Below are 19,673 nucleotides of genomic sequence, written 5' to 3' on the forward strand. Positions count from 1 at the left end.
TGTTGTCACAAAAAGCACGGGATAAAAAAGCGGTGGAGAAACGGGGCCGCAGCCCCGTTTTATCAGCCCATCCGATAGTTGGGGGCTTCTTTGGTAATGGTCACGTCGTGAACGTGGGACTCTTTCATCCCGGCGCCCGAGATGCGCACGAATTCGGCCTTGGTGCGCATGTCGTCGATGGTGGCGCTGCCGGTCAACCCCATGGAGGAGCGCAGGCCGCCCATCTGCTGGTGGATGATCTCTTTGAGGCGGCCCTTGTACGGCACGCGGCCTTCGATCCCTTCCGGCACCAGCTTGTCGGCGGCGTTGTCGGTCTGGAAGTAGCGGTCGCTGGAGCCCTTGGACATGGCGCCCAGAGAACCCATGCCACGGTAGGATTTGAAGGAGCGACCCTGGTAGAGCTCGATCTCGCCCGGCGCCTCTTCAGTACCGGCGAACATGGAGCCGACCATGACGCAGCTGGCGCCAGCGGCGATGGCCTTGGCCACGTCACCGGAGAAGCGGATGCCGCCATCGGCAATCACCGGGATGCCGGTGCCTTCCAGCGCGTCGACGGCGTCGGAGATGGCGGTGATCTGGGGCACGCCCACGCCGGTCACGATACGGGTAGTACAGATGGAGCCCGGGCCGATACCGACCTTGACGGCGTTGACGCCGGCAGCGGCCAGCGCCTTGGCACCGGCGGCGGTAGCGACGTTGCCGCCGATGATCTGCAGATCCGGGTAGGCTTCGCGGGTCGCCTTGATGCGATCCAGCACGCCCTGGGAGTGGCCGTGGGAGGAGTCGATCAGCAGCACGTCCACACCGGCTTCCACCAGGGCGGCGACGCGCTCTTCGTTGCCTGCACCGGCACCGACGGCAGCACCCACCCGCAGACGACCCTTGTCGTCTTTACAGGCGTTCGGCTTGCGCTCGGCTTTCTGGAAGTCTTTGACGGTGATCATGCCCTTGAGTTTGAAGTCGGCGTTGACCACCAGCACCTTCTCGATACGGTGCTTCTGCATCAGGCCAACCACCTCTTCGCGGGGGGCGCCTTCACGCACGGTGACCAGACGATCCTTCTGGGTCATGATCTGTTCGACAGTCTGGGAGAGATCGATCACGAAGCGCACATCACGACCGGTGATGATGCCCACCAGCTGATTGCCCTCGGTCACCACCGGATAACCGGCGAAACCGTTCTTGTGGCTCAGCTCTTTGATCTGGGCGATGGTCATGTCGGGGCGTACGGTGACGGGGTCAGTGACCACGCCGCTCTCGTACTTCTTGACCTTGCGCACTTCGGCAGCCTGCTGCTCGATGGACATGTTCTTGTGGATAAAGCCGATACCGCCTTCCTGGGCCAGTGCGATAGCCAGTCGGGCTTCGGTCACTGTGTCCATGGCAGCGGAGATCATGGGGATGTTCAGGCTGATGGCAGAGGTCAGCTTGGTACGCAGATCGGCAGTATTGGGAAGAACTTCGGAGTGGGCGGGAACCAACAGTACATCGTCGAAGGTTAACGCTTCTTTGGCAATCCTGAGCATGGCAATATCTCACCGTTGAGGAAGTGGGGGTGTAAAATATTGCCGACGAAGTTTACTCACGCATTGGTCACTGGTAAAGAAGTTTTTTGAATTTTTTATGGCGTTTTGGCCTTTTCAGCCGCCAAGCCGCTAAAAAACCAACATTTTCAGTCGCAAAACAGCCTTTTGCGGACAAAAGAGTTGTCTCATTGCGGTTTTATGCAAAAAAGTTCCCGTTTCATTTTTTCACACAGCCCCGCTTCCTCTTCCCCGTTGCAGACTGTTTGGCCCAGGTCGAGCGCACTCGACAACAAGCTCATGCGCGCCTGGCCGTCCCCCTCAAACACTAAATCCAGCGGGGCAACATCCGGGCTGTTTCACCCAAACCGGCACGCCAAACTAAAAGGCCTTTTCGTGGTGCGGGTTTCCTTTGTGCCTGTGCCTGCGTATCATGATTAACAGTCTGAATTGAAATGGAATTTCATGATGAGCCACGGACACCAGCAAGGGCGCATGGCCATTACCTTGGCGGCACTGGGGGTCGTCTATGGCGATCTCGGTACCAGCCCGCTCTATGCCCTCAAGGAGAGCTTCGCCGGACACCTGGGTCTGCAGCCCACCCCGGAGGGGATCCTCTCCATCGTCTCCCTCTTCTTCTGGACCATCATGATCGTGGTCTCATTCAAATATGTGCTGCTGGTGCTCCGGGCCGACGACAAGGGAGAAGGGGGGATCCTCACCCTCGCCTCGCTGGCCTCCCGTCGCCTCCCCGCCAAGCCGCGCGCCCTGCTCATGCTGCTCGGTCTGGTCGGCGTGGGGCTGTTCATCGGGGATGCGGTGATCACCCCCGCCATCTCGGTGCTCTCGGCGGTCGAAGGGTTGCAGGTGATCACCCCGGAGCTGGCGCCGTTTGTGCTGCCCATCACCCTCACCGTGCTGGTGATCCTGTTCGGGGCCCAGCATTACGGCACCGCTGGCATCGGTCGCCTGTTCGGCCCCATCATGCTGATCTGGTTCGGGGTGCTGGCGGCGCTCGGGGCTTATGAGATCGCGCAAAACCCCGCCATCCTGCAGGCGGTCAACCCGCTCTACGCCCTCGATTTCATGGTCAGCCGACCGGGTGTCGCCTTCATCACCCTGGGGGCCGTCGTGCTTTGCGTCACCGGGACGGAGGCGCTCTACGCCGACATGGGCCACTTTGGCCGTGGCGCCATCCAGCTGGCCTGGGGTTCTCTGGTGATGCCCGCCCTGCTGCTCAACTACTTTGGCCAGGGAGCCCTGCTGCTGCGCAATCCTGCCGCCATCGAAAATCCCTTCTACCTGCTTGCCCCCTCCTGGCTGGCCTTTCCACTGCTGATCCTCGCCACCCTGGCCACCGTCATCGCCTCCCAGGCGGTGATCTCGGGCACCTACTCGGTGGTGCGCCAGGCCATTTTGCTCGGCTACCTGCCGCGCCAGGAGATCCGTCACACCTCGGAGCACGAGATAGGCCAGATCTACCTGCCGCTGGTGAACTGGCTGCTGCTGGGGGGCATCGTCATCGTCATCCTCTGGTTCCAGAGTTCAAGCAACCTGGCCGCCGCCTACGGCATCGCAGTGACCGGCACCATGGCGCTCACCACTTTGCTGCTGATGGTGGTGGCCGCCCGCCGCTGGAAGTGGTCGCGCTGGCTGATTGCGTTGGTGTGCGCGCCACTGCTGCTGGTCGATGTCACCTTCTTTGCCGCCAATACCACCAAGTTTCTGGCCGGTGGCTGGCTCCCCATCCTGTTTGCGCTGCTGGCCATCATAGTGATGACCACCTGGAAGCGCGGACGGGAGCTGGTGCTCGACAAGCTGGAGCACAAGTCACTGGCGCTGAAGGGGTTTGTCGACAACATGCAGGCACACCCGCCGCTGCAGGTCCCCGGCACCGCCGTGTTTCTCTCCAAATCGGTGCAGGTGGTGCCACACGCCATGCTGCACAACCTCAAACACAACAAGATCCTGCACGAACGGGTCATTTTCCTGACCGTTCAGATCAAGGACGAGCCCTGGCTCTCCTTCAAGGAGCGCATCGAGCTCACCCACCTTGGCGAGGGGTTCTGGCAGGTGGTCGCCCACTTTGGCTACAAGGAGGTGCCCTCCATGGAGGAGATCTTCCAAGCCTGCGCCCAGGAGGATCTGAAGGTCACCATGGCCAAGACCTCTTTCTTCCTCTCCCACGAGAACCTGGTCAGCACCGATCTGCCCGGCATGGCGCGCTGGCGAGAGGGCCTGTTCGTCTGGATGAACCGCAACTCCCTCAAGGCGACCGACTTTTTTCATATTCCCGCCAACCGGGTGGTGGAGCTGGGGGTATTGCTGGAGTTGTAACGCCGCCAGCCAACAGGGGGGCAAGACCGATGCAGGCCCACACCGCTCAACCCGTTGCCAGTCGGGAACGCAGCTTGCCGGCCCGGCTTCTTATATTCTGCGAGCCAGCCTCGTCACGATTAAAATACGATTGATAATGGTTGTTGTTTGCAATACTCGTTGTCAGGCATGCTAGCGGCCTGACGCCTGTTCTGGCGCCTTCACACTAGCCGTTTGAGTATGAATATGAAGACCTGGAAGGGAGACAAGTGATGGACTCCTGCAGCCCGAGACCAACACTGCCCGCCAACGATCCCGACGCCGCCCGTCTCGTTTGCCTTGCCATCGCGATCGCCCTGCATCTTGCCGCCTTCTGGTGGCTCTATGCGCACCAGCCTGCGCCCATCACCCCGCCCTTGCCGCTGACCCTGTCGGCCCGCTGGGTTGGCGAGGCAGCCACCAATGACGCGCCAGCCAAGGCGGCCCCTGCTCCCACCGCGCAGCAAGTACAAAAAGTGCAGCAAGTACAAAAAGTGCAGCAAAAAGCCAAGCCATTGCCGACCCCCAAAAAACCGCCGGCCAAGCCAGTCAAGAAAAGCGTCAAGCCGGTGGTCAAACCGCTTAAACACAGTCCCCCGCCGGGGCAGCCCGCCAAGGTCATGCCGGTGAGCAGTCCGCAACCGCCGGTCACTGCGCCCGCCCCTGCGACGACGGCAACGGCCACACAGGCGAGCGGCGGAAGTGCCAGTCAGAGTCCTGCCCACAAGGCTGGTGGCGGCGCTGGCAACAGCGCCCCCATCGCCCGCGATGCACGGCTCAACAACCCCGAGCCCCAATACCCCTATGAGTCGAGACGACGGGGAGAAGAGGGGCGGGTCATCCTCAATGTGCGGGTGACGACCGAGGGCACCGCCGCCTCGGTGGAGGTGGACAAGAGCAGCGGCTATCGGCGGCTGGACATGACGGCCCGCAAGACCGTCAGCCGCTGGAAATTCATTCCTGCCAAACAGAACAACGTGGCCGTCGAGGCCTCGGCAAAAGTCACCATCATTTTCAAATTAAGGGCTTGAACATGGATCCTGAAATCGCAAGCAACGGCATGGGCATCGCCCACCTGCTCAGCCAGAACAGCGGTGTGGGGCTGATCCCCTTCATCCTGCTGGTATTGATGTCCCTTGGTACCTGCTACTACGCCCTGCTCAAGGGCTACCTCGCGCAGCGGGAACAACGCCTCAACGCCCGCTTCATCGCCGATTTCTGGCAGCACGACAGCGTGCAGGAGATGGAGCGTCAGCTGGCCCACCTGCCACCGCAGGAAGCCTATGGCCGGCTGACCGGCGCAGCGCTGGCGGCCGTGGCCCAGCTGAACCGGGCCGAGGAGCGTGCGGTCAGCTGCAAGCTGGGCTCGCCGGATGAATATCTGCTGCGCGCCATGCGCCGGGCCATCACCCAGGAGCGGGTGCGGCTGGAGCAGGGGCTGGCCTTCCTCGCCTCGGTGGGTTCGGCAGCCCCCTTCATCGGGCTGTTCGGCACCGTCTGGGGCATCTACCACGCCCTGCTGGCCATCGGCGCCGCCGGTCAGAGCAGTCTGGACAAGGTTGCCGGCCCCGTGGGTGAAGCGCTGATCATGACCGGCTTCGGCCTCGCGGTCGCCCTGCCGGCCGTGCTCATCTACAACTTCTTCGTGCGGCGCAATCGCCTCAGGCTCGCGGCGCTGGAGGAGTTTGGCCACGACCTGTTCACCCTGCTGGTGACCGGCTTCGAGCAGGTCGCCACCAACAACGTCACCCCGCTGGTCGAGCGGGAAACCAGACAGGGGCGCGGCTGATGGCATTTGGCAAACTGTCGGACGAGGGGGGCGATCAGCCCCTCTCCGAGATCAACATGATCCCGATGATCGACGTCATGCTGGTGCTGCTCATCGTGTTCATGATCACCGCCCCCCTGCTCACCAACGCGGTCAAGCTGGAGCTGCCAGAGGCCAGCAGCCAGCTCAACCAGCCAGACAAGCAGGACATCAACCTCGCCATCGATGGCGCCGGCAAGATCTACTGGAACGATCAGGAGGTCGACGAGGCCGCCCTGCTCGCCAAGATGGAGAGCGCCGGCCAGGCCGAGGGGGAGCTGCCCGAGATCCAGCTGCGCATCGATCGCAAGGTGGAGTACGGCATCATCGCCAGGGTGATGGCCCAGGCCTCCCAGCATGGCCTGCACAAGATTGCCTTCGTGAGCCAGCCGGAGCCGTAACGCTCCCACCACCCACACACCGGCACCACAGGGCATGGATGCCCTGCTGCCATCCAGGTAGTTGCCAGCACAGGCACCTTGTCGGCATCATGCCGATGCAGCGCCAATATTGGCCACCATCACCTCAAGGACGACACCATGAAACCTGCCGATTATGGGCGCCTGCTCCTGCTGGCCGCCATCTGGGGCGCCAGCTTCCTGTTCATACGCATCGCCGCCCCGGCGTTTGGCGCCGTCAACACCACCTTCCTGCGGGTCCTGTTCGCCCTCATCGGGCTTGCCGTCATGCTCCTGCTGCTGCGCGCCCCCATGGGGTTTCAGGGCAAGCTCAAGTCCGCCATGCTGCTCGGCGTCATCAACTCCGCCATCCCGTTTCTGATGTACGCCATCGCCGCCCTCTGGCTGCCGGCCGGCTACTCGGCCATCCTCAACGCCACCACGCCGTTGATGGGGGCCCTCATCGGCTTTTCCTGCTTCAACGAGCGACTTGATAGGCGCAAGTGGCTGGGGGTGGTATTGGGGGTGATCGGGATCAGCCTCATCACCACCACCGGCGAGGTGAGTGCCGGTGGGCATCTGCTGCCTGGGGTGCTGGCCTGCCTGTTTGCCACCGCCTGCTACGGCCTCGCCGGTTTTCTCACCCGCAGCTGGATCACCCATCGCGGCGGACTCGATGCCAAGCTGGTGGCCTTTGGCAGCCAGCTGGGTGCCAGCCTGTTCCTGCTGCCCTTTTTCGCTTACCAGCTGGCGGCTGGCCCCGCGGTCGACTGGGCCGTGCCTACCGCCTGGGCCAGCGTGCTGGCTGTCGGCGTGGTCTGCACCGCCCTCGCCTACCTGCTCTATTTTCGACTGATCGCCGATATCGGCCCGCTGCGCAGCCTCACCGTCACCTTCCTCATTCCCCCTTTTGGCATCTTGTGGGGCGCGCTGGTGCTGGGCGAGACCTTGAGCCAGGGCTTCGTGCTGGGGGGCCTGGTCGTCTGCCTCTCGGTCTGGCTGGTGACCAGCCAGGCCAGCACCCCGGCCGTTCAGGCCCGGGCGCAACCTCAGGATCCGGACGCACGCTGAACCCGACAGGGCCAGCGCCGCTCGGCGTTCGCCCCGAACTGCGTTAAGATGGCGCCATTGTTTTATGCCCCCGCCCCCAAGGCGGGGCACACAGTGCAGGACCAGCCTTGAACTACCGCAACGAACCGAGTCAAAGCAGACAACAGCAGGTCTTTACCGTCACCCGCCTCAACAGCGCCGTGCGCATGATCCTGGAGCAGGATCTGGGGCTGGTGTGGTTGACCGGCGAGCTCTCCAACCTGGCGATGCCAAGCTCCGGCCACTGGTACTTCTCCCTCAAGGACATGTCGGCCCAGGTGCGCTGCGCCATGTTCAAGGGCAACAACCGGCGGGTAGCCTTCCGCCCACAGGACGGCATGCAGGTGCTGGTGCAGGCACGGGTCTCCCTCTATGAGCCGCGCGGCGACTACCAGCTGATCATCGAGTCGATGCAGCCGGCGGGCGACGGCGTGCTGGCGCTGCGCTTTGAGGAGCTCAAGCGCCGCCTTGGCGCCGAGGGGCTGTTCGACGAGGGGCGCAAGCGGCCGCTGCCGCGCGAACCACGCGCGGTGGGTCTCATCACCTCCGCCACTGGCGCTGCCCTGCACGACATGCTGACCGTGCTCAAACGCCGCGCGCCGGATCTACCGGTGTTTATCTACCCGACCCAGGTGCAGGGCAGCGCCGCCATCGGCCAGATCGTCTCTGCCATTGCCTTGGCCAACCGCCGCGCCGAGGTGGATGTGCTGATCGTCGGGCGTGGCGGCGGCTCGCTCGAAGATCTCTGGTGCTTCAACGAAGAGGCGGTGGCGCGCGCCATCGCCCACTCCGCCATCCCGGTGGTGAGCGCGGTGGGCCACGAGGTGGATGTCACCATCAGCGACTTTGCCGCCGACTTGCGCGCCCCGACCCCGTCGGCGGCGGCCGAGCTGGTGGCGCCGGATCAGAGCGCCCGCGCCCAGCGCCTCGCCCATCTCAAGCAGCAACTGCTGCAGGCCATGAGCCGCCAGCAGACCGCCGCCCGCCACGATTTCATCCTGCTGCAAAAGCGGCTCGACCATCAGGATCCGAAGCGGCGGCTGGAGCAGCAATCCCAGCGCCTCGACGAGCTCTCTGCCCGTTTGCAGCAGCTGATGAATCACAAACTGCATCAGGGGGAGCGGCGCCTCGCCAACCTGGAGCTGCGCCTGCAGGGCAAGAGCCCGGAGCGCTTGCTGGCCGCCGGCAAGCGTCGCCACCAGCTGGCCGAGGAGCGCCTCCATGCCCTCATCGCCAAGCGCCGGGATCTGGCCGACCACCGCCTCGCCATGCTCAGCGCCCGCCTCGACGGGGTGAGCCCGCTCGCCACCCTGGGGCGCGGCTACTCCATCACCCGCACCCAAAGCGGTGAGGTGATCAGCCGCGCCGCCCAGGTCGATGCCGGCCAGACTCTGGTCACCCAGCTTGCAGAGGGGCAACTGCGAGTGCGGGTGGAAGAGGTACACCAGCCATAACGAACAAGGGGGGCACATCAGGTGCCCCCCTTGTTTATCATTCTCTCTTTATCAGGCCCTCTCGGCCAGCGCACTCACACCAGCGAATGGCGCACCGCCTGCGCCGGATCGGCAGGCGCCGTCCCCGACCCCGCCAGCGGGTTGAGCTGCAAGTATTCAAACAGCCCCGCCTGCAGATTGACGTTCCAGAAGCGCCCCGCCAGGGTGAGCTCGAGCCGTGCCTCGCTCAGCGTCGCCAGCCCATGTTGCTGCCAGGCCTCGAACAAGGGTTGCAGATGTGCCCGCAGCGGCGTCGGCAAGCGGGCCAGCGCCAGCCAGCCGCTGTCGAGCGCGCCGCGCAGCAGGCCATCGAGGCGGCCATTGGGATCACGTCCCATCACCATGCCGGGAGCCCGCTGATCCGCCGCCAGCGCCTCGTGCCAGAGCGCCAGATCCCGGCCATACATGAGGCTGTGCCCATGCACGTTGCCGCCGGCCCCGGCCCCGAAGGGGAGGATCTCGGCGCCGCGCTTGGCCATCTGGTTGTAGCGGCTCTGTTCGGCCTCGCCGCGCCGCCAGTGGCTGCAGGAGAGCCGCTGCCAGCCCCCCTGCTCCAGCGTCTGGGCCCCATAGGCATACATGGCGGCCCGCTGTTGACCGTCGGCGGCCCAACCGAGCTTGCCCTTCGCCTCGGCACGGGCCAGATTGGTGCCGGCCATGGCGATGAGTTGATAGAGATCCACCCCGTGCACCCCGCTCGCCATCACATCCGCGATGTCCTGACGCCACACGGCATCATCCTGGCCCGGCAGGCCGAAGATGAGATCGGCCACGATCACCGCATCGTCGTGACGGGTCAGCTCCCCCAGCCGGGTCAGCAGGGTCTCCCGGTCGTCGAAGCGGGCCGCCTCCTGGCGCACCTCGGTATCAAAGCTCTGCACCCCGAACGAGAAGCGGTTGAAGCCGCCCGCCAGCGCATTGTGCCACTTGGCATCATCAAAACCGTTGAGGCGCCCCTCCAGGGTCACCTCCGCATCCGAAGTCAGGGGAAAACGACGGATGGCGGCGGCCAGCATCGCCAGCTCGTCGGCGCTCATGTCCGTCGGCGTGCCACCCCCCACATAGACGGCCGAGAAGGGGCGGCTCTGGGTGAAGGGTGTCTCGGCAGCCCGAGCAAGCGCGCGGCAGAGCGCGTCGACATAGCGGGTGATGCGGGCCGGGTTGGCGCCATTTTCAAAGAAATTGCAGAAGCTGCAGCGCTTGCGGCAAAACGGGATGTGGATATAGAGCGCCCGCTCGTCCGCCTCGCTCTCGCGGTGCCACCAGGCTTGCCAGTCGGCATGGTCGAGGGTGAGCGGGCGCATGCCGCCGCGACTGGCGTGAGCCGAGGTCTTGGCGCCAAAGGCAAACTTGAGGGGATCCGGGGTGGCAAGACCGGTCATGGTCGGGGTCAGCAGTGGTGTCATGGCAGGCAAGGTTATCAAGTGAATAATGCAAATGATAACCACTATCAATAAATGCCAAGTTTGTGCTGGATCAACTCAACGACGAACAGCTCTCGTTTGCTACGCACCATTAACCTCCAACACGGATCCAGTTAACAGATAATTTACTCAAGATGAGGTAGGGTGTGCCGATAGAGAACCATCTCCCCCGTTCTGATGAGCGAGCGCGGGGAGAGTCATCAACCATTGACGATCGCTCACCTGCGCATGGACCTGCCAACGATGCAAAATCTGTCTCTGAACTGGAAAATCTTTCTCCCCCTCGCCCTGGTCATCGGCTGCACCTTCGCCCTCAGCTTCGAGCTCTCCGCCTGGCTGCAACGGGATCTCGCCATCCGGCTGGCGGGCGAAAAGGTGGAGAGCGCCGCCAACACCTACATGGATCAGCTCAACGTGCTGATGATGACGGGGGCCATCGCCAACCGCCAGATCGTGCAGACCAAGCTCAAGAGCGAGGCCGGCATCGTCGAGGCCCGCCTGATCCGTGCCCCGGCGGTGACCAGCCTGTTCGGCCCCGGCCACCCGGATCAGCAGATTGAAGACAAGCTGGATGAGCGCGCCATCAACCAGGGGGAGACCATTCTCGAGCAGCAGGGTAACCAGCTCACCCTGATCAAGCCCTTCAAGGCCTACAAGGAGTACCGCGGTACCCAGTGCACCACCTGCCACCAGGTGGCGGAAGGCACCGTCATGGGCGCGGTGCGCATCAGTTACGATCTCAGCCACACCTTTGGCGAGATCCATCGCAACAACCTGATCCTGAGCGGCAGCCTGGTGGCGGTGTTTGGGCTGGGCTTCGGCCTGCTGGGCTGGGTGCTGCAGCGCTACATCAAGCGGCCGGTACGCCATCTGCAGCTGGCCATGACCCGCATGGCCAAGGAGCGGGATCTCTCCCTCCCCCTGATCAATCCCAACCGGGATGAGCTGGGCGAGATGACCCGCGCCGTCAGCGACATGGTGCAGGGGTTTCGCCACAGCCTGCAGGAGGTGGAGAGCGCTACCCACCAGCTCTATCAGGAGTCCAACCAGATCCGCCAGGTGGCGACCCAGACCGAAGGCTCGGCCCGCCAGCAGGAGAGCATGACGGTACAGGTGGCCGCCGCCGTGAGCGAGCTGGCCGCCAGCTCCCACGAGGTGCGTGAACACGCCCGCAAGAGCGCCGAGCTCTCCGCCCTCACCAACCAGGATGCGGCCAACACCAGTCGCCTTGCCCAGCACTCCATCAACGACATGGGCGAGATGTCGGCGGAGATCGAACGGGTCGACAGGGTGATCCAGCAGCTCGACAACCGCTGTCTGGCGGTCGACGGAGTGCTGGAGGTGATCAAGGGGATCGCGGATCAGACCAACCTGCTGGCCCTCAACGCCACCATCGAGGCGGCCCGGGCGGGCGAGCAGGGCCGCGGTTTTGCGGTGGTGGCCGACGAGGTGCGCGCCCTCTCCAACCGCAGCCGCGCCGCCAGCGAGGAGATCTCCCAGATGATCGCCGCCCTGCAAAACGAGGCCCAGAGCGCGGTGTCGGTGATCGGGGATGCCAAGGCCAAGGCGGACGAAAGCATCCACAAGACAGAGGCGACCCTGGCCGCCATGCAGAACATCATCGGCCGCATCAGCAGCATCAACGATCTCAACGCCCAGATGGCGCAGTCCGCCGAGGAGCAGGACAGGGTCTGCAACGAGGTGGACGGCTCGGTGAGCGACATTCGCAACACCTCCAACGACACCCTGGGCCAGGCTCACGCCGCCAACCTCGCCAGCGTCCAGCTGGTGGAGCAGTGCCGCAAGCTCGAGCAGCTGCTCAAGACCTACCGCTGGTGATCATGCCTGCCGCCCGCTCTGACCAATAAAAAAGCGCGACCCAGGGTCGCGCTTTTGTTTTGTGTGTCGTAGCTCGGCGCGCCACGCGGCGCCGCCAGGCCGAAATTAGCCTGCGTTGCGGGTGGCCACCGCATCGGCCAGATTGCGCAGCAGGATTTCGGTGTCGGCCCAGCCGATGCAAGCATCTGTGATGCTCTGACCGACGGTGAGCTCGCACCCTTCCACCAGATCCTGACGCCCCTCCACCAGGTGGCTCTCCACCATGACGCCGAACACAGCCCGGCTGCCGGCACGCAGCTGACCGGCCACGTCCTCGGCTACCAGCATCTGGTTCTTGAACTGCTTGCTGCTGTTGGCGTGGCTGAAGTCGATCATCACCTTCTGCGGCAGACCGGCCTTGTCCAGCCCCTTCACCACCTCGTCCACGTGGGCGGCGCTGTAGTTCGGCTCACGACCGCCGCGCAGGATGATATGGCAGTCCGGGTTGCCCCGGGTCGCGACGATGGCGGAGTGGCCGTACTTGGTCACCGACAGGAAGTGGTGCGGCGCACTGGCGGCCCCGATGGCGTCGATGGCCACCTTGATGGTGCCGTCGGTGCCGTTCTTGAAGCCCACCGGGCAGGAGAGACCGGAGGCCAGCTCGCGGTGCACCTGGGATTCGGTGGTACGGGCACCGATGGCGCCCCAGCTCATCAGATCCGCCACGTATTGCGGGGTGATCATGTCGAGGAATTCGGAGGCGGTCGGCAGCCCCATGTCGTTGAGATCCAGCAGCAGCTTGCGACCGATGCGCAGGCCGTCGTTGATCTGGCAGCTGTTGTCGAGGTAAGGGTCGTTGATCAGCCCCTTCCAGCCCACCGTGGTACGCGGCTTCTCGAAGTAGACCCGCATCACGATCTCCAGCTGGCCCTTGAGCTCGTCACGCAGCACCTTGAGGCGCTTGCCGTACTCCAGCGCGGCGGCCGGGTCGTGAATGGAACAGGGGCCGATCACCACCAGCAGGCGCTGATCTTCACCGGCCAGGATCTGATGGATGGCCTGACGGGATTCAAAGACGGTACTTGATGCGGTCTCGGTGGCCGGAAACTTCTCAAGCACCGCAACCGGGGGCAATAACTCTTTGATTTCACTGATACGAACGTCGTCGGTTTGATGCTGCATGACAAGGCTTCCTGCTAGATGACTGCGATAAAGAAACTTCAATCTAGCCCGCACGGGCAGCGGTGTAAATAGAAAATTACATTATCCGGGATGGAATTTTATTATCCTGCCTTGCAAGTTTTAATAATGCTGCTAGACGAGGATGAAAAGAGGGGAGTAGCAGAGCGGAACAGCCCAAAGAAACAGGCCCGCAGCGAGGCGGGCCTGGGTTCATCACGCGCGCTGACTGATGCTGGCCAGCTTGTCGAAGTAGTCCGGGAAGGTCTTGGAGGTACAACCCGGATCATTGATGGTGACGGCGGTATCGGACAGCGCCACCAGCGAGAAGCACATGGCGATGCGGTGGTCGTTGTAGGTATCGATGGCTGCATGCTTGAGCTGCGCTGGCGGGGCGACGGTGATGAAGTCACGCCCCTCCTCCACCTCGACACCCAGCTTGCGCAGCTCGGTCGCCATGGCGTGCAGGCGGTCGGTCTCCTTCACCCGCCAGTTGTAGATGTTGCGAATCGAGGTGGGCCCCTCGGCAAACAGTGCGGCAACGGCAATGGTCATGGCCGCATCGGGGATGTGGTTCATGTCCATGTCGATGCCGTGCAACGGCGCCTGTTCGGCCTCGATGAAGTCATCGCCCCAGGTGATGCGCGCGCCCATCTTCTCCAGCACGTCGGCGAAGTGGATGTCGCCCTGAATGCTGTGCTTGCCGATGCCGGTGACTCGCACCTTGCCCTTGATGGCGCCTGCTGCGAGGAAGTAGGAGGCGCTGGAGGCATCCCCTTCCACCAGGAAGTCACCCGGGCTGACGTAGCTCTGGTTACCCTTGATGTAGAACAGCTTGTAGTTGTCGTGCTCAATGACCACCCCGAACTGCTTCATGATGTGCAGGGTGATGTCGATGTAGGGCTTGGAGACCAGCTCTCCCTTGATGTGGATGCGGGTGTCGCCCGCCGCCATCGGCGCCGCCATCAAAAACGCCGTCAGGAACTGGCTGGAGACAGAGCCGTCGACGTGCACATCACCGCCCCACAGCCCCTTGGCATCCACCACCAGCGGCGGATAGCCATCTTTCTTCAGGTACTGGATATGGGCGCCCGCTTCGCGCAGGGCATCCACCAGATGGCCGATGGGGCGCTCTTCCATGCGCGGTTCCCCGCCCAGGGTGTATTCACCGGAGCCCAGACACAGTGCGGCGCACAGCGGTCGCATGGCGGTGCCAGCATTGCCGAGGAACAGATTGACCGGCGCCGATACCGCGAAGCTGCGACCCAGACCGTGCACGGTGCACTCGGTCTTGTCGGCGGAGAGCTTGTACTTGACCCCGAGCTGGGTCAGCGCCGCCAGCATGTGACGAATGTCATCGCTGTCGAGCAGGTTGGTGAGCCGGGTGGTGCCACGGGCCAGGGCTGCCAGCAGCAGCGCCCGGTTGGACACGCTCTTGGAGCCGGGCAGATTGACCTCACCGGCCACACGAGAAATAGGTTCCAAACGCAACGAATTCATAGACTTCCTGTACGATCTCAAAAAAATGACCTGACCGGACGTTAGCAGCCCGCGCCCTGCTCGGCAAGACTGCGGGTGGCACAAAAGCAGGCGGCGGGGGCAGCCGGTCCAGCATCACGGAAAAAACAGACGCCGGGGAGTCCCCGGCGTCGGCAATCGGGGAAAAACGCCTCAGCCGTGGCGCTTGGCAAAGCCGTCCATAAAGCTGACCAATGCCTTCACCCCTTCCAGCGGCATGGCGTTGTAGAGGCTGGCGCGCATGCCACCGACGATGCGGTGGCCCTTGAGTGCCAGCAGGCCGGCGGCTTCCGATTCGGCCAGGAACAGCTTGTCCAGTTCGGCATTTTTCAGCTGGAACGGGATGTTCATCCGCGAACGGCAGCTGGCATCCACCTGGTTGCCATAGAAGCTCGACTGATCGAGATAGCCGTAGAGGAAATCGGCCTTCTCCTTGTTGCGTGCTTCCATCGCAGCAAGGCCACCCTGCTCTTTCAGCCACTCGAACACCAGCCCGGCCAGATACCAGGCGTAGGTGGGCGGGGTGTTGAACATGGAGTCGTTCTTGGCGGTGAGCTGGTAGTCGAAGATCGACGGCACGTCGGCGCGGGCCTGGTTCAGCAGATCGTCGCGCACGATGGCGATGGCCAGCCCAGAGGGGCCGATGTTCTTCTGGGCGCCGGCATAGATGATGCCGAAGCGGCTCACGTCGATGGGACGGGAGAGGATGGTGGAGGAGAGATCCGCCACCAAAGGCACATCACCGGTTGCCGGGATGTCGAACATCTCGATGCCATCGATGGTTTCATTCGGGCAGTAGTGCACATAGGCCGCATCGGCGCGAAACGCCGGGGTCGGCAGCAGGTGGGAGATGCCCTCGGCACTCTTGGCTACCCCGTCAAAGGTCTGGATATCGCCGTACTTGCGCGCCTCGTCCACGGCACTCGCAGCCCAGACACCGGTCAGCAGATAGTCAGCCTTCTTGTTGGCGCCGCCGAGCAGGTTCATGGGCACGGCGGAGAACTGGCCACGGCCGCCGCCGTGCATGAACAGCACCTTGTAGTTGTCCGGCACCGCCAGCAACTCGCGCAGATCGGCTTCGGCCTTGGCGGCGACCGCCATGTAGGGCTTGCCGCGGTGGGAAAGCTCCATGACCGAGGCTCCCAGCCCCTGGAAATTACAAAATTCGCGCTGGGCGCGCTCCATGACTTCGACCGGCAACATGGCGGGGCCGGCGCAGAAGTTGTAAATCTGTTTGCTCATGACGCTTTCCGTGAGTGGATGAGTGTGATCGGTGACTTGTCTGGTTTTACACAAGTGCAGCCCCCGGATCAAAGGCTTTTTGGGAGCTGGCTCAACCTTTTGTCGACCCGCCGCCAGCACAGTTGGCAGAAAAAAGCCCTGAACGGGTCAGGGCTTGCAGAGAACATGCGTGGAAACGGGCGCTTGCCGGTGCTCAATGCCCCCGGCCCCCTTTTCACCAGGTTACAGCTTGGCGGTCAGCTCCGGCAGCAAGGTGAAGAGATCCCCCACCAACCCGTAGTCAGCCACCTGGAAGATGGGGGCCTCGCTGTCCTTGTTGATGGCGACGATCACCTTGGACTCCTTCATCCCCGCCAGATGCTGGATGGCACCCGAGATGCCGACCGCAATGTAGAGCTCCGGCGCCACCACCTTGCCGGTCTGGCCCACCTGCAGATCGTTGGCGACAAAGCCCGCATCCACCGCGGCCCGCGATGCCCCCACCGCGCCGCCCAGCTTGTCGGCCAACGCCTCGATCAGGGCGAACTGCGCCTTGGAGCCCAGTGCCCGCCCACCGGAGACCACCACCCGCGCCGCCGCGAGTTCGGGTCTGGCGGAGCGCACGGCGAGCCGTTCGATGAGGCGGGTACGGCAGGCCACCTCGCTCACCGGCAACCGCTCGACCTGAGCCTGGCCGCCGCTCGCCGCCTTGGCGAAGGCGGTGGGCCGGATGGTCAGCACCTTGATGGGGGCGCTGCTCGCCACCCGGGCCACGGCGTTGCCCGCGTAGATGGGGCGCAGGAAGGTGTCGCCACTCTCGATGCCGGTCACCTCGGAGAGCATCTCCACCCCGAGCCTGGCCGCCACCCGTGGCAGCAGATCCTTGCCCTGGGTGCTGGCGGCCATCAGGCAGTGCTGATAATCCCGCGCGATATGGGCCAGCAGCGGATCGACCCCGTCGCTCAGCCCCTCCGCCAGCATGGGGTGCTCGGCCAGCAGCACCCGGCTCACTCCCTGCAGGGCGGCGGCCTGCTCGCCCGCCTCGGTCAGCCCCTGCCCCAGCAACAGCAGATGCACCTCGCCGCCCAGCTGGTTCCCTGCCGTGACCAGACGGGCCACGTTGTCGGCCAACTGGCCCTGATGATGTTCGGCAATGATCAATACGCTCATGACTGCCCCTTGCTATCGTCCGTTGATGTCCCTGCCTGTGCGCCCATCACGCCCCCGAGCTTGTCGCCGGCGGGCGGGGTTCTGTTGATTGCTGGCAGCATCAGAGTACCTTCGCTTCGTGCTTGAGTTTGTCCAGCAGCTCGTCCACCGAGCCCACCATGATGCCGGCGCTGCGGGCAGCGGGGGCCATCACCCCGAGCAGCCGGGTCTGACCGGCCGGCTCGACGCCGAGGTCGGCGAAGGGCGCGCTCTCGAGCGGCTTGCGCTTGGCCTTCATGATGTTGGGGAGCGAGGCAAAACGCGGCTCGTTGAGGCGCAGATCCACGGTCACCACCGCCGGCAGCGGCATGCCAAGGGTCTCGAGGCCGCCGTCAATCTCGCGGGTCACCTGCAATTCCCCCTCCACCAGCTTGATGGCGGAGGCGAAGGTGGCGAGCGGCCAGTCATTGAGGGCAGCCAGCATCTGGCCCACCTGGTTGTTGTCAGAATCGATGGACTGCTTGCCGAGCAGCACCAGATCGGGCTGCTCCAGCTCGCACACCTGTTGCAGGGCGCGAGCCACGGTGAGCGGAGTCAGGGTCTCGCCAGTCACGTAATGACGCGCCCGATCCGCCCCCAGCGCCAGGGCGTGACGCAGTTGTTCGGCTGCCGCCTCGGGGCCGAAGGTCACCACCACCAGCTCGCTCGCCACGCCGGCTTCGCGCAGCCTGACCCCCTCCTCCACCGCAATTTCACAAAACGGGTTGATCCCCATCTTGACGTTGGCCAGCTCCACGTCTGAGCCATCGCTCTTGACCCGGACCTTGACGTTGTAATCCAGCACCCGCTTGACCGCGACCAGCAGCTTCATGACGCGCATCCCTCGCTTCTGTTGAGTGAATCCATGAAAACCCTCACATTTTTTTGCTTACATTTACTTTACGTTTACGTAAACTACCAGCACTACCCTAGGCCAAGTCGAGCACAGAGGCAAGATGGAACGCGAAGCAATGGAATTTGATGTCGTCATCGTCGGTGGCGGCCCGGCGGGACTCAGTGCCGCCATCGCCCTCAAACAACACAATGCCGAGCTGTCGGTCTGCCTGCTGGAGAAGGGGGCTGAGATCGGCGCCCATCTGCTCTCCGGCGCCCTGCTGGATCCCGTCGCCCTCAAGGAGCTGCTGCCAGAGAGCTGGCAACAGGCCCCGCTCGGGGTCGAGGTCAACGACGATCAGGTGCACCTGCTGCAAAGCGACAGCCGCGCCCTGCAACTGCCCAACTGGGCGGTGCCGCCACGCATGCACAACGAGGGCAGCCGCATTATCAGCCTCGGCAACCTCTGTCGCTGGCTCGGTCAGCAGGCCGAACAGCTGGGAGTCGAAATATACCCGGGTTTTACCGCAAGCGAACTCATCATGGAAGCGGGACGGGTCAAGGGTGTGATCACCGGCGATCTCGGGCTGGATCGGGCGGGCAATCCGAAAGCGGATCACGTGCCCGGCATGGCGCTGCTCGGCCGCTACACCCTGTTTGCCGAAGGGGCGCGCGGCCATCTCGGCAAGCAGCTGATCGCCGACTTTCAGCTGGAAAACGCCGCCCAGCCGCAGCACTACGCCATCGGCTTCAAGGAGCTGTGGCAGCTCCCCCCCGGCCAAGGCAAAGCGGGCCAAGTGCTGCACGGCAGCGGCTGGCCACTCTCCGAGGGGAAGGAAGACAAGAGCCAGGGCGGCTTCTATCTCTATCATCTGGAACAGGATCAGGTGGCGGTCGGCCTCATCGTCGATCTCAACTACCGCAACCCCTGGCTCAGCCCGTTTGACGAGTTTCAACGCCTCAAGCATCACCCGCTCATCGCCGCGGTATTGCAGGGAGGCGAGCGCATCAGCTACGGCGCCCGCGCCATCGCCAAGGGGGGCTGGCACTCCCTGCCCCGCATGCACTTTCCCGGCGGGCTGCTTATCGGTTGCGACGCCGGCACCCTCGACTTCTCCCGCATCAAGGGGATCCACACCGCCATGAAGTCCGGCATGCTGGCGGCCAGGACAGTCGCCATGAGTCTGCGCGGCGGCGATGAAGGGGGCCGGGATCTGGCCGAATACGGCGATGCACTGCAACAGAGCTGGCTGGCCCATGAGCTCAAAACAGCGCGCAACTTCGGCGCCGCCCTGCACCGCTGGGGCCCCTGGCTCGGTGGCGCCTTCAACTGGCTGGAGCAGCGGCTGTTTGCTCGCACCTCGCCGTTCACCCTGCTGGACAAGGAGCCGGACTACCGCCAGCTGCGCATGGCCAGCCGCTGCCAGCCCATCGACTACCCCAAGCCGGACGGCAAGCTCAGCTTCGACAAGCTCTCGTCTGTCTATCTCGCCAACACCAGCCACGACGAGGATCAGCCCTGCCATCTCAAGCTGCAGGATGAGACTATCCCGGTGGCGGTCAACCTGCCCACCTGGGCCGAACCCGCCCAGCGCTACTGCCCGGCCGGGGTGTTCGAGATCCTGGGCTCGGAGAGCCTGCCCCGCCTGCAGATCAACGCGGCCAACTGCATCCACTGCAAGACCTGCGACATCAAGGATCCGAGCCAGAACATCGTCTGGACACCGCCGCAGGGCGGCTGTGGCCCCAACTATCCCAATATGTAACAGGCTTGCCCATGCAGACCTGCGCAGATAACAAGGATGCACAGCCCCAACACATCAAAT

At 63.8% G+C, this 19,673-nt stretch carries 15 protein-coding genes; 8 read left to right on the forward strand and 7 right to left on the reverse strand.

The window, feature by feature from the left end; translation table 11 throughout:
* Positions 1-62: 62 nt before the first annotated feature.
* Complete coding sequence (gene guaB, locus OKB87_RS20460) at positions 63-1,526, reverse strand: IMP dehydrogenase (protein ID WP_011705859.1); 1,464 nt, start codon at positions 1,524-1,526, stop codon at positions 63-65.
* A 465-nt stretch (positions 1,527-1,991) separates the two neighbouring features.
* On the opposite strand from guaB, the gene OKB87_RS20465 reads away from it, so the two are divergent.
* The 6 genes from OKB87_RS20465 to xseA all read left to right on the forward strand — a co-directional run bounded on the left by OKB87_RS20465 (position 1,992) and on the right by xseA (position 8,626).
* Positions 1,992-3,860: a potassium transporter Kup gene (locus OKB87_RS20465; RefSeq protein ID WP_270828427.1), complete on the forward strand. Its 1,869-nt coding sequence runs from the start codon at positions 1,992-1,994 to the stop codon at positions 3,858-3,860.
* 251 nt (positions 3,861-4,111) lie between these two features.
* Positions 4,112-4,909, forward strand: coding sequence for an energy transducer TonB (locus tag OKB87_RS20470; protein WP_270828386.1), 798 nt, complete (start codon positions 4,112-4,114; stop codon positions 4,907-4,909).
* A gap of 2 nt (positions 4,910-4,911) precedes the next feature.
* Positions 4,912-5,667: a MotA/TolQ/ExbB proton channel family protein gene (locus tag OKB87_RS20475; RefSeq protein WP_011705856.1), complete on the forward strand. Its 756-nt coding sequence runs from the start codon at positions 4,912-4,914 to the stop codon at positions 5,665-5,667.
* Positions 5,667-6,086, forward strand: a complete 420-nt coding sequence (locus tag OKB87_RS20480) for an ExbD/TolR family protein (RefSeq protein ID WP_270828387.1) — start codon at positions 5,667-5,669, stop codon at positions 6,084-6,086. Before OKB87_RS20475 ends, OKB87_RS20480 begins: the two co-directional genes overlap by 1 nt.
* 138 nt (positions 6,087-6,224) lie before the next feature.
* Complete coding sequence (locus tag OKB87_RS20485; protein WP_270828388.1) at positions 6,225-7,154, forward strand: DMT family transporter; 930 nt, start codon at positions 6,225-6,227, stop codon at positions 7,152-7,154.
* A gap of 107 nt (positions 7,155-7,261) precedes the next feature.
* Positions 7,262-8,626 (forward strand): exodeoxyribonuclease VII large subunit, encoded by a 1,365-nt coding sequence (gene xseA / locus OKB87_RS20490; protein WP_270828389.1) that lies wholly within the window; start codon positions 7,262-7,264, stop codon positions 8,624-8,626.
* A 74-nt stretch (positions 8,627-8,700) separates the two neighbouring features.
* On the opposite strand, the gene hutW is transcribed toward xseA, so the two are convergent.
* Positions 8,701-10,071, reverse strand: coding sequence for a heme anaerobic degradation radical SAM methyltransferase ChuW/HutW (gene hutW, locus OKB87_RS20495; protein WP_270828390.1), 1,371 nt, complete (start codon positions 10,069-10,071; stop codon positions 8,701-8,703).
* Between the two features lie 261 nt (positions 10,072-10,332).
* Between hutW and OKB87_RS20500 the strand changes: the two genes are divergently transcribed.
* Positions 10,333-11,928, forward strand: coding sequence for a methyl-accepting chemotaxis protein (locus OKB87_RS20500; protein ID WP_270828391.1), 1,596 nt, complete (start codon positions 10,333-10,335; stop codon positions 11,926-11,928).
* 105 nt (positions 11,929-12,033) lie between these two features.
* Here the strand turns inward: OKB87_RS20500 and aroG are convergent, their stop codons facing one another.
* The 5 genes from aroG to OKB87_RS20525 form a co-directional block, all read right to left on the reverse strand.
* Positions 12,034-13,089 carry a 3-deoxy-7-phosphoheptulonate synthase AroG gene (aroG, locus tag OKB87_RS20505; RefSeq protein ID WP_011705850.1) on the reverse strand — a complete coding sequence of 352 codons (1,056 nt, stop codon included), beginning with the start codon at positions 13,087-13,089 and terminating at the stop codon, positions 12,034-12,036.
* A gap of 213 nt (positions 13,090-13,302) precedes the next feature.
* Positions 13,303-14,586: a 3-phosphoshikimate 1-carboxyvinyltransferase gene (gene aroA, locus OKB87_RS20510; protein WP_270828392.1), complete on the reverse strand. Its 1,284-nt coding sequence runs from the start codon at positions 14,584-14,586 to the stop codon at positions 13,303-13,305.
* A 171-nt stretch (positions 14,587-14,757) separates the two neighbouring features.
* Entirely contained in the window at positions 14,758-15,846 is a 1,089-nt protein-coding gene (gene serC / locus OKB87_RS20515) for a 3-phosphoserine/phosphohydroxythreonine transaminase (protein ID WP_024943986.1), read from the reverse strand.
* A gap of 222 nt (positions 15,847-16,068) precedes the next feature.
* A complete protein-coding gene (locus tag OKB87_RS20520; RefSeq protein WP_045526890.1) occupies positions 16,069-16,995 on the reverse strand; it encodes an electron transfer flavoprotein subunit alpha/FixB family protein in 927 nt (308 codons plus the stop codon).
* 100 nt (positions 16,996-17,095) lie between these two features.
* Positions 17,096-17,845 carry an electron transfer flavoprotein subunit beta/FixA family protein gene (locus tag OKB87_RS20525; RefSeq protein ID WP_039213551.1) on the reverse strand — a complete coding sequence of 250 codons (750 nt, stop codon included), beginning with the start codon at positions 17,843-17,845 and terminating at the stop codon, positions 17,096-17,098.
* A gap of 124 nt (positions 17,846-17,969) precedes the next feature.
* On the opposite strand from OKB87_RS20525, the gene OKB87_RS20530 reads away from it, so the two are divergent.
* Positions 17,970-19,613: an electron transfer flavoprotein-ubiquinone oxidoreductase gene (locus OKB87_RS20530; RefSeq protein WP_270828393.1), complete on the forward strand. Its 1,644-nt coding sequence runs from the start codon at positions 17,970-17,972 to the stop codon at positions 19,611-19,613.
* Positions 19,614-19,673: the final 60 nt, after the last annotated feature.

The sequence above is a fragment of the Aeromonas sp. Y318-1 genome (assembly GCF_027706125.1).
In the GTDB taxonomy this organism is placed as follows: domain Bacteria; phylum Pseudomonadota; class Gammaproteobacteria; order Enterobacterales; family Aeromonadaceae; genus Aeromonas; species Aeromonas hydrophila.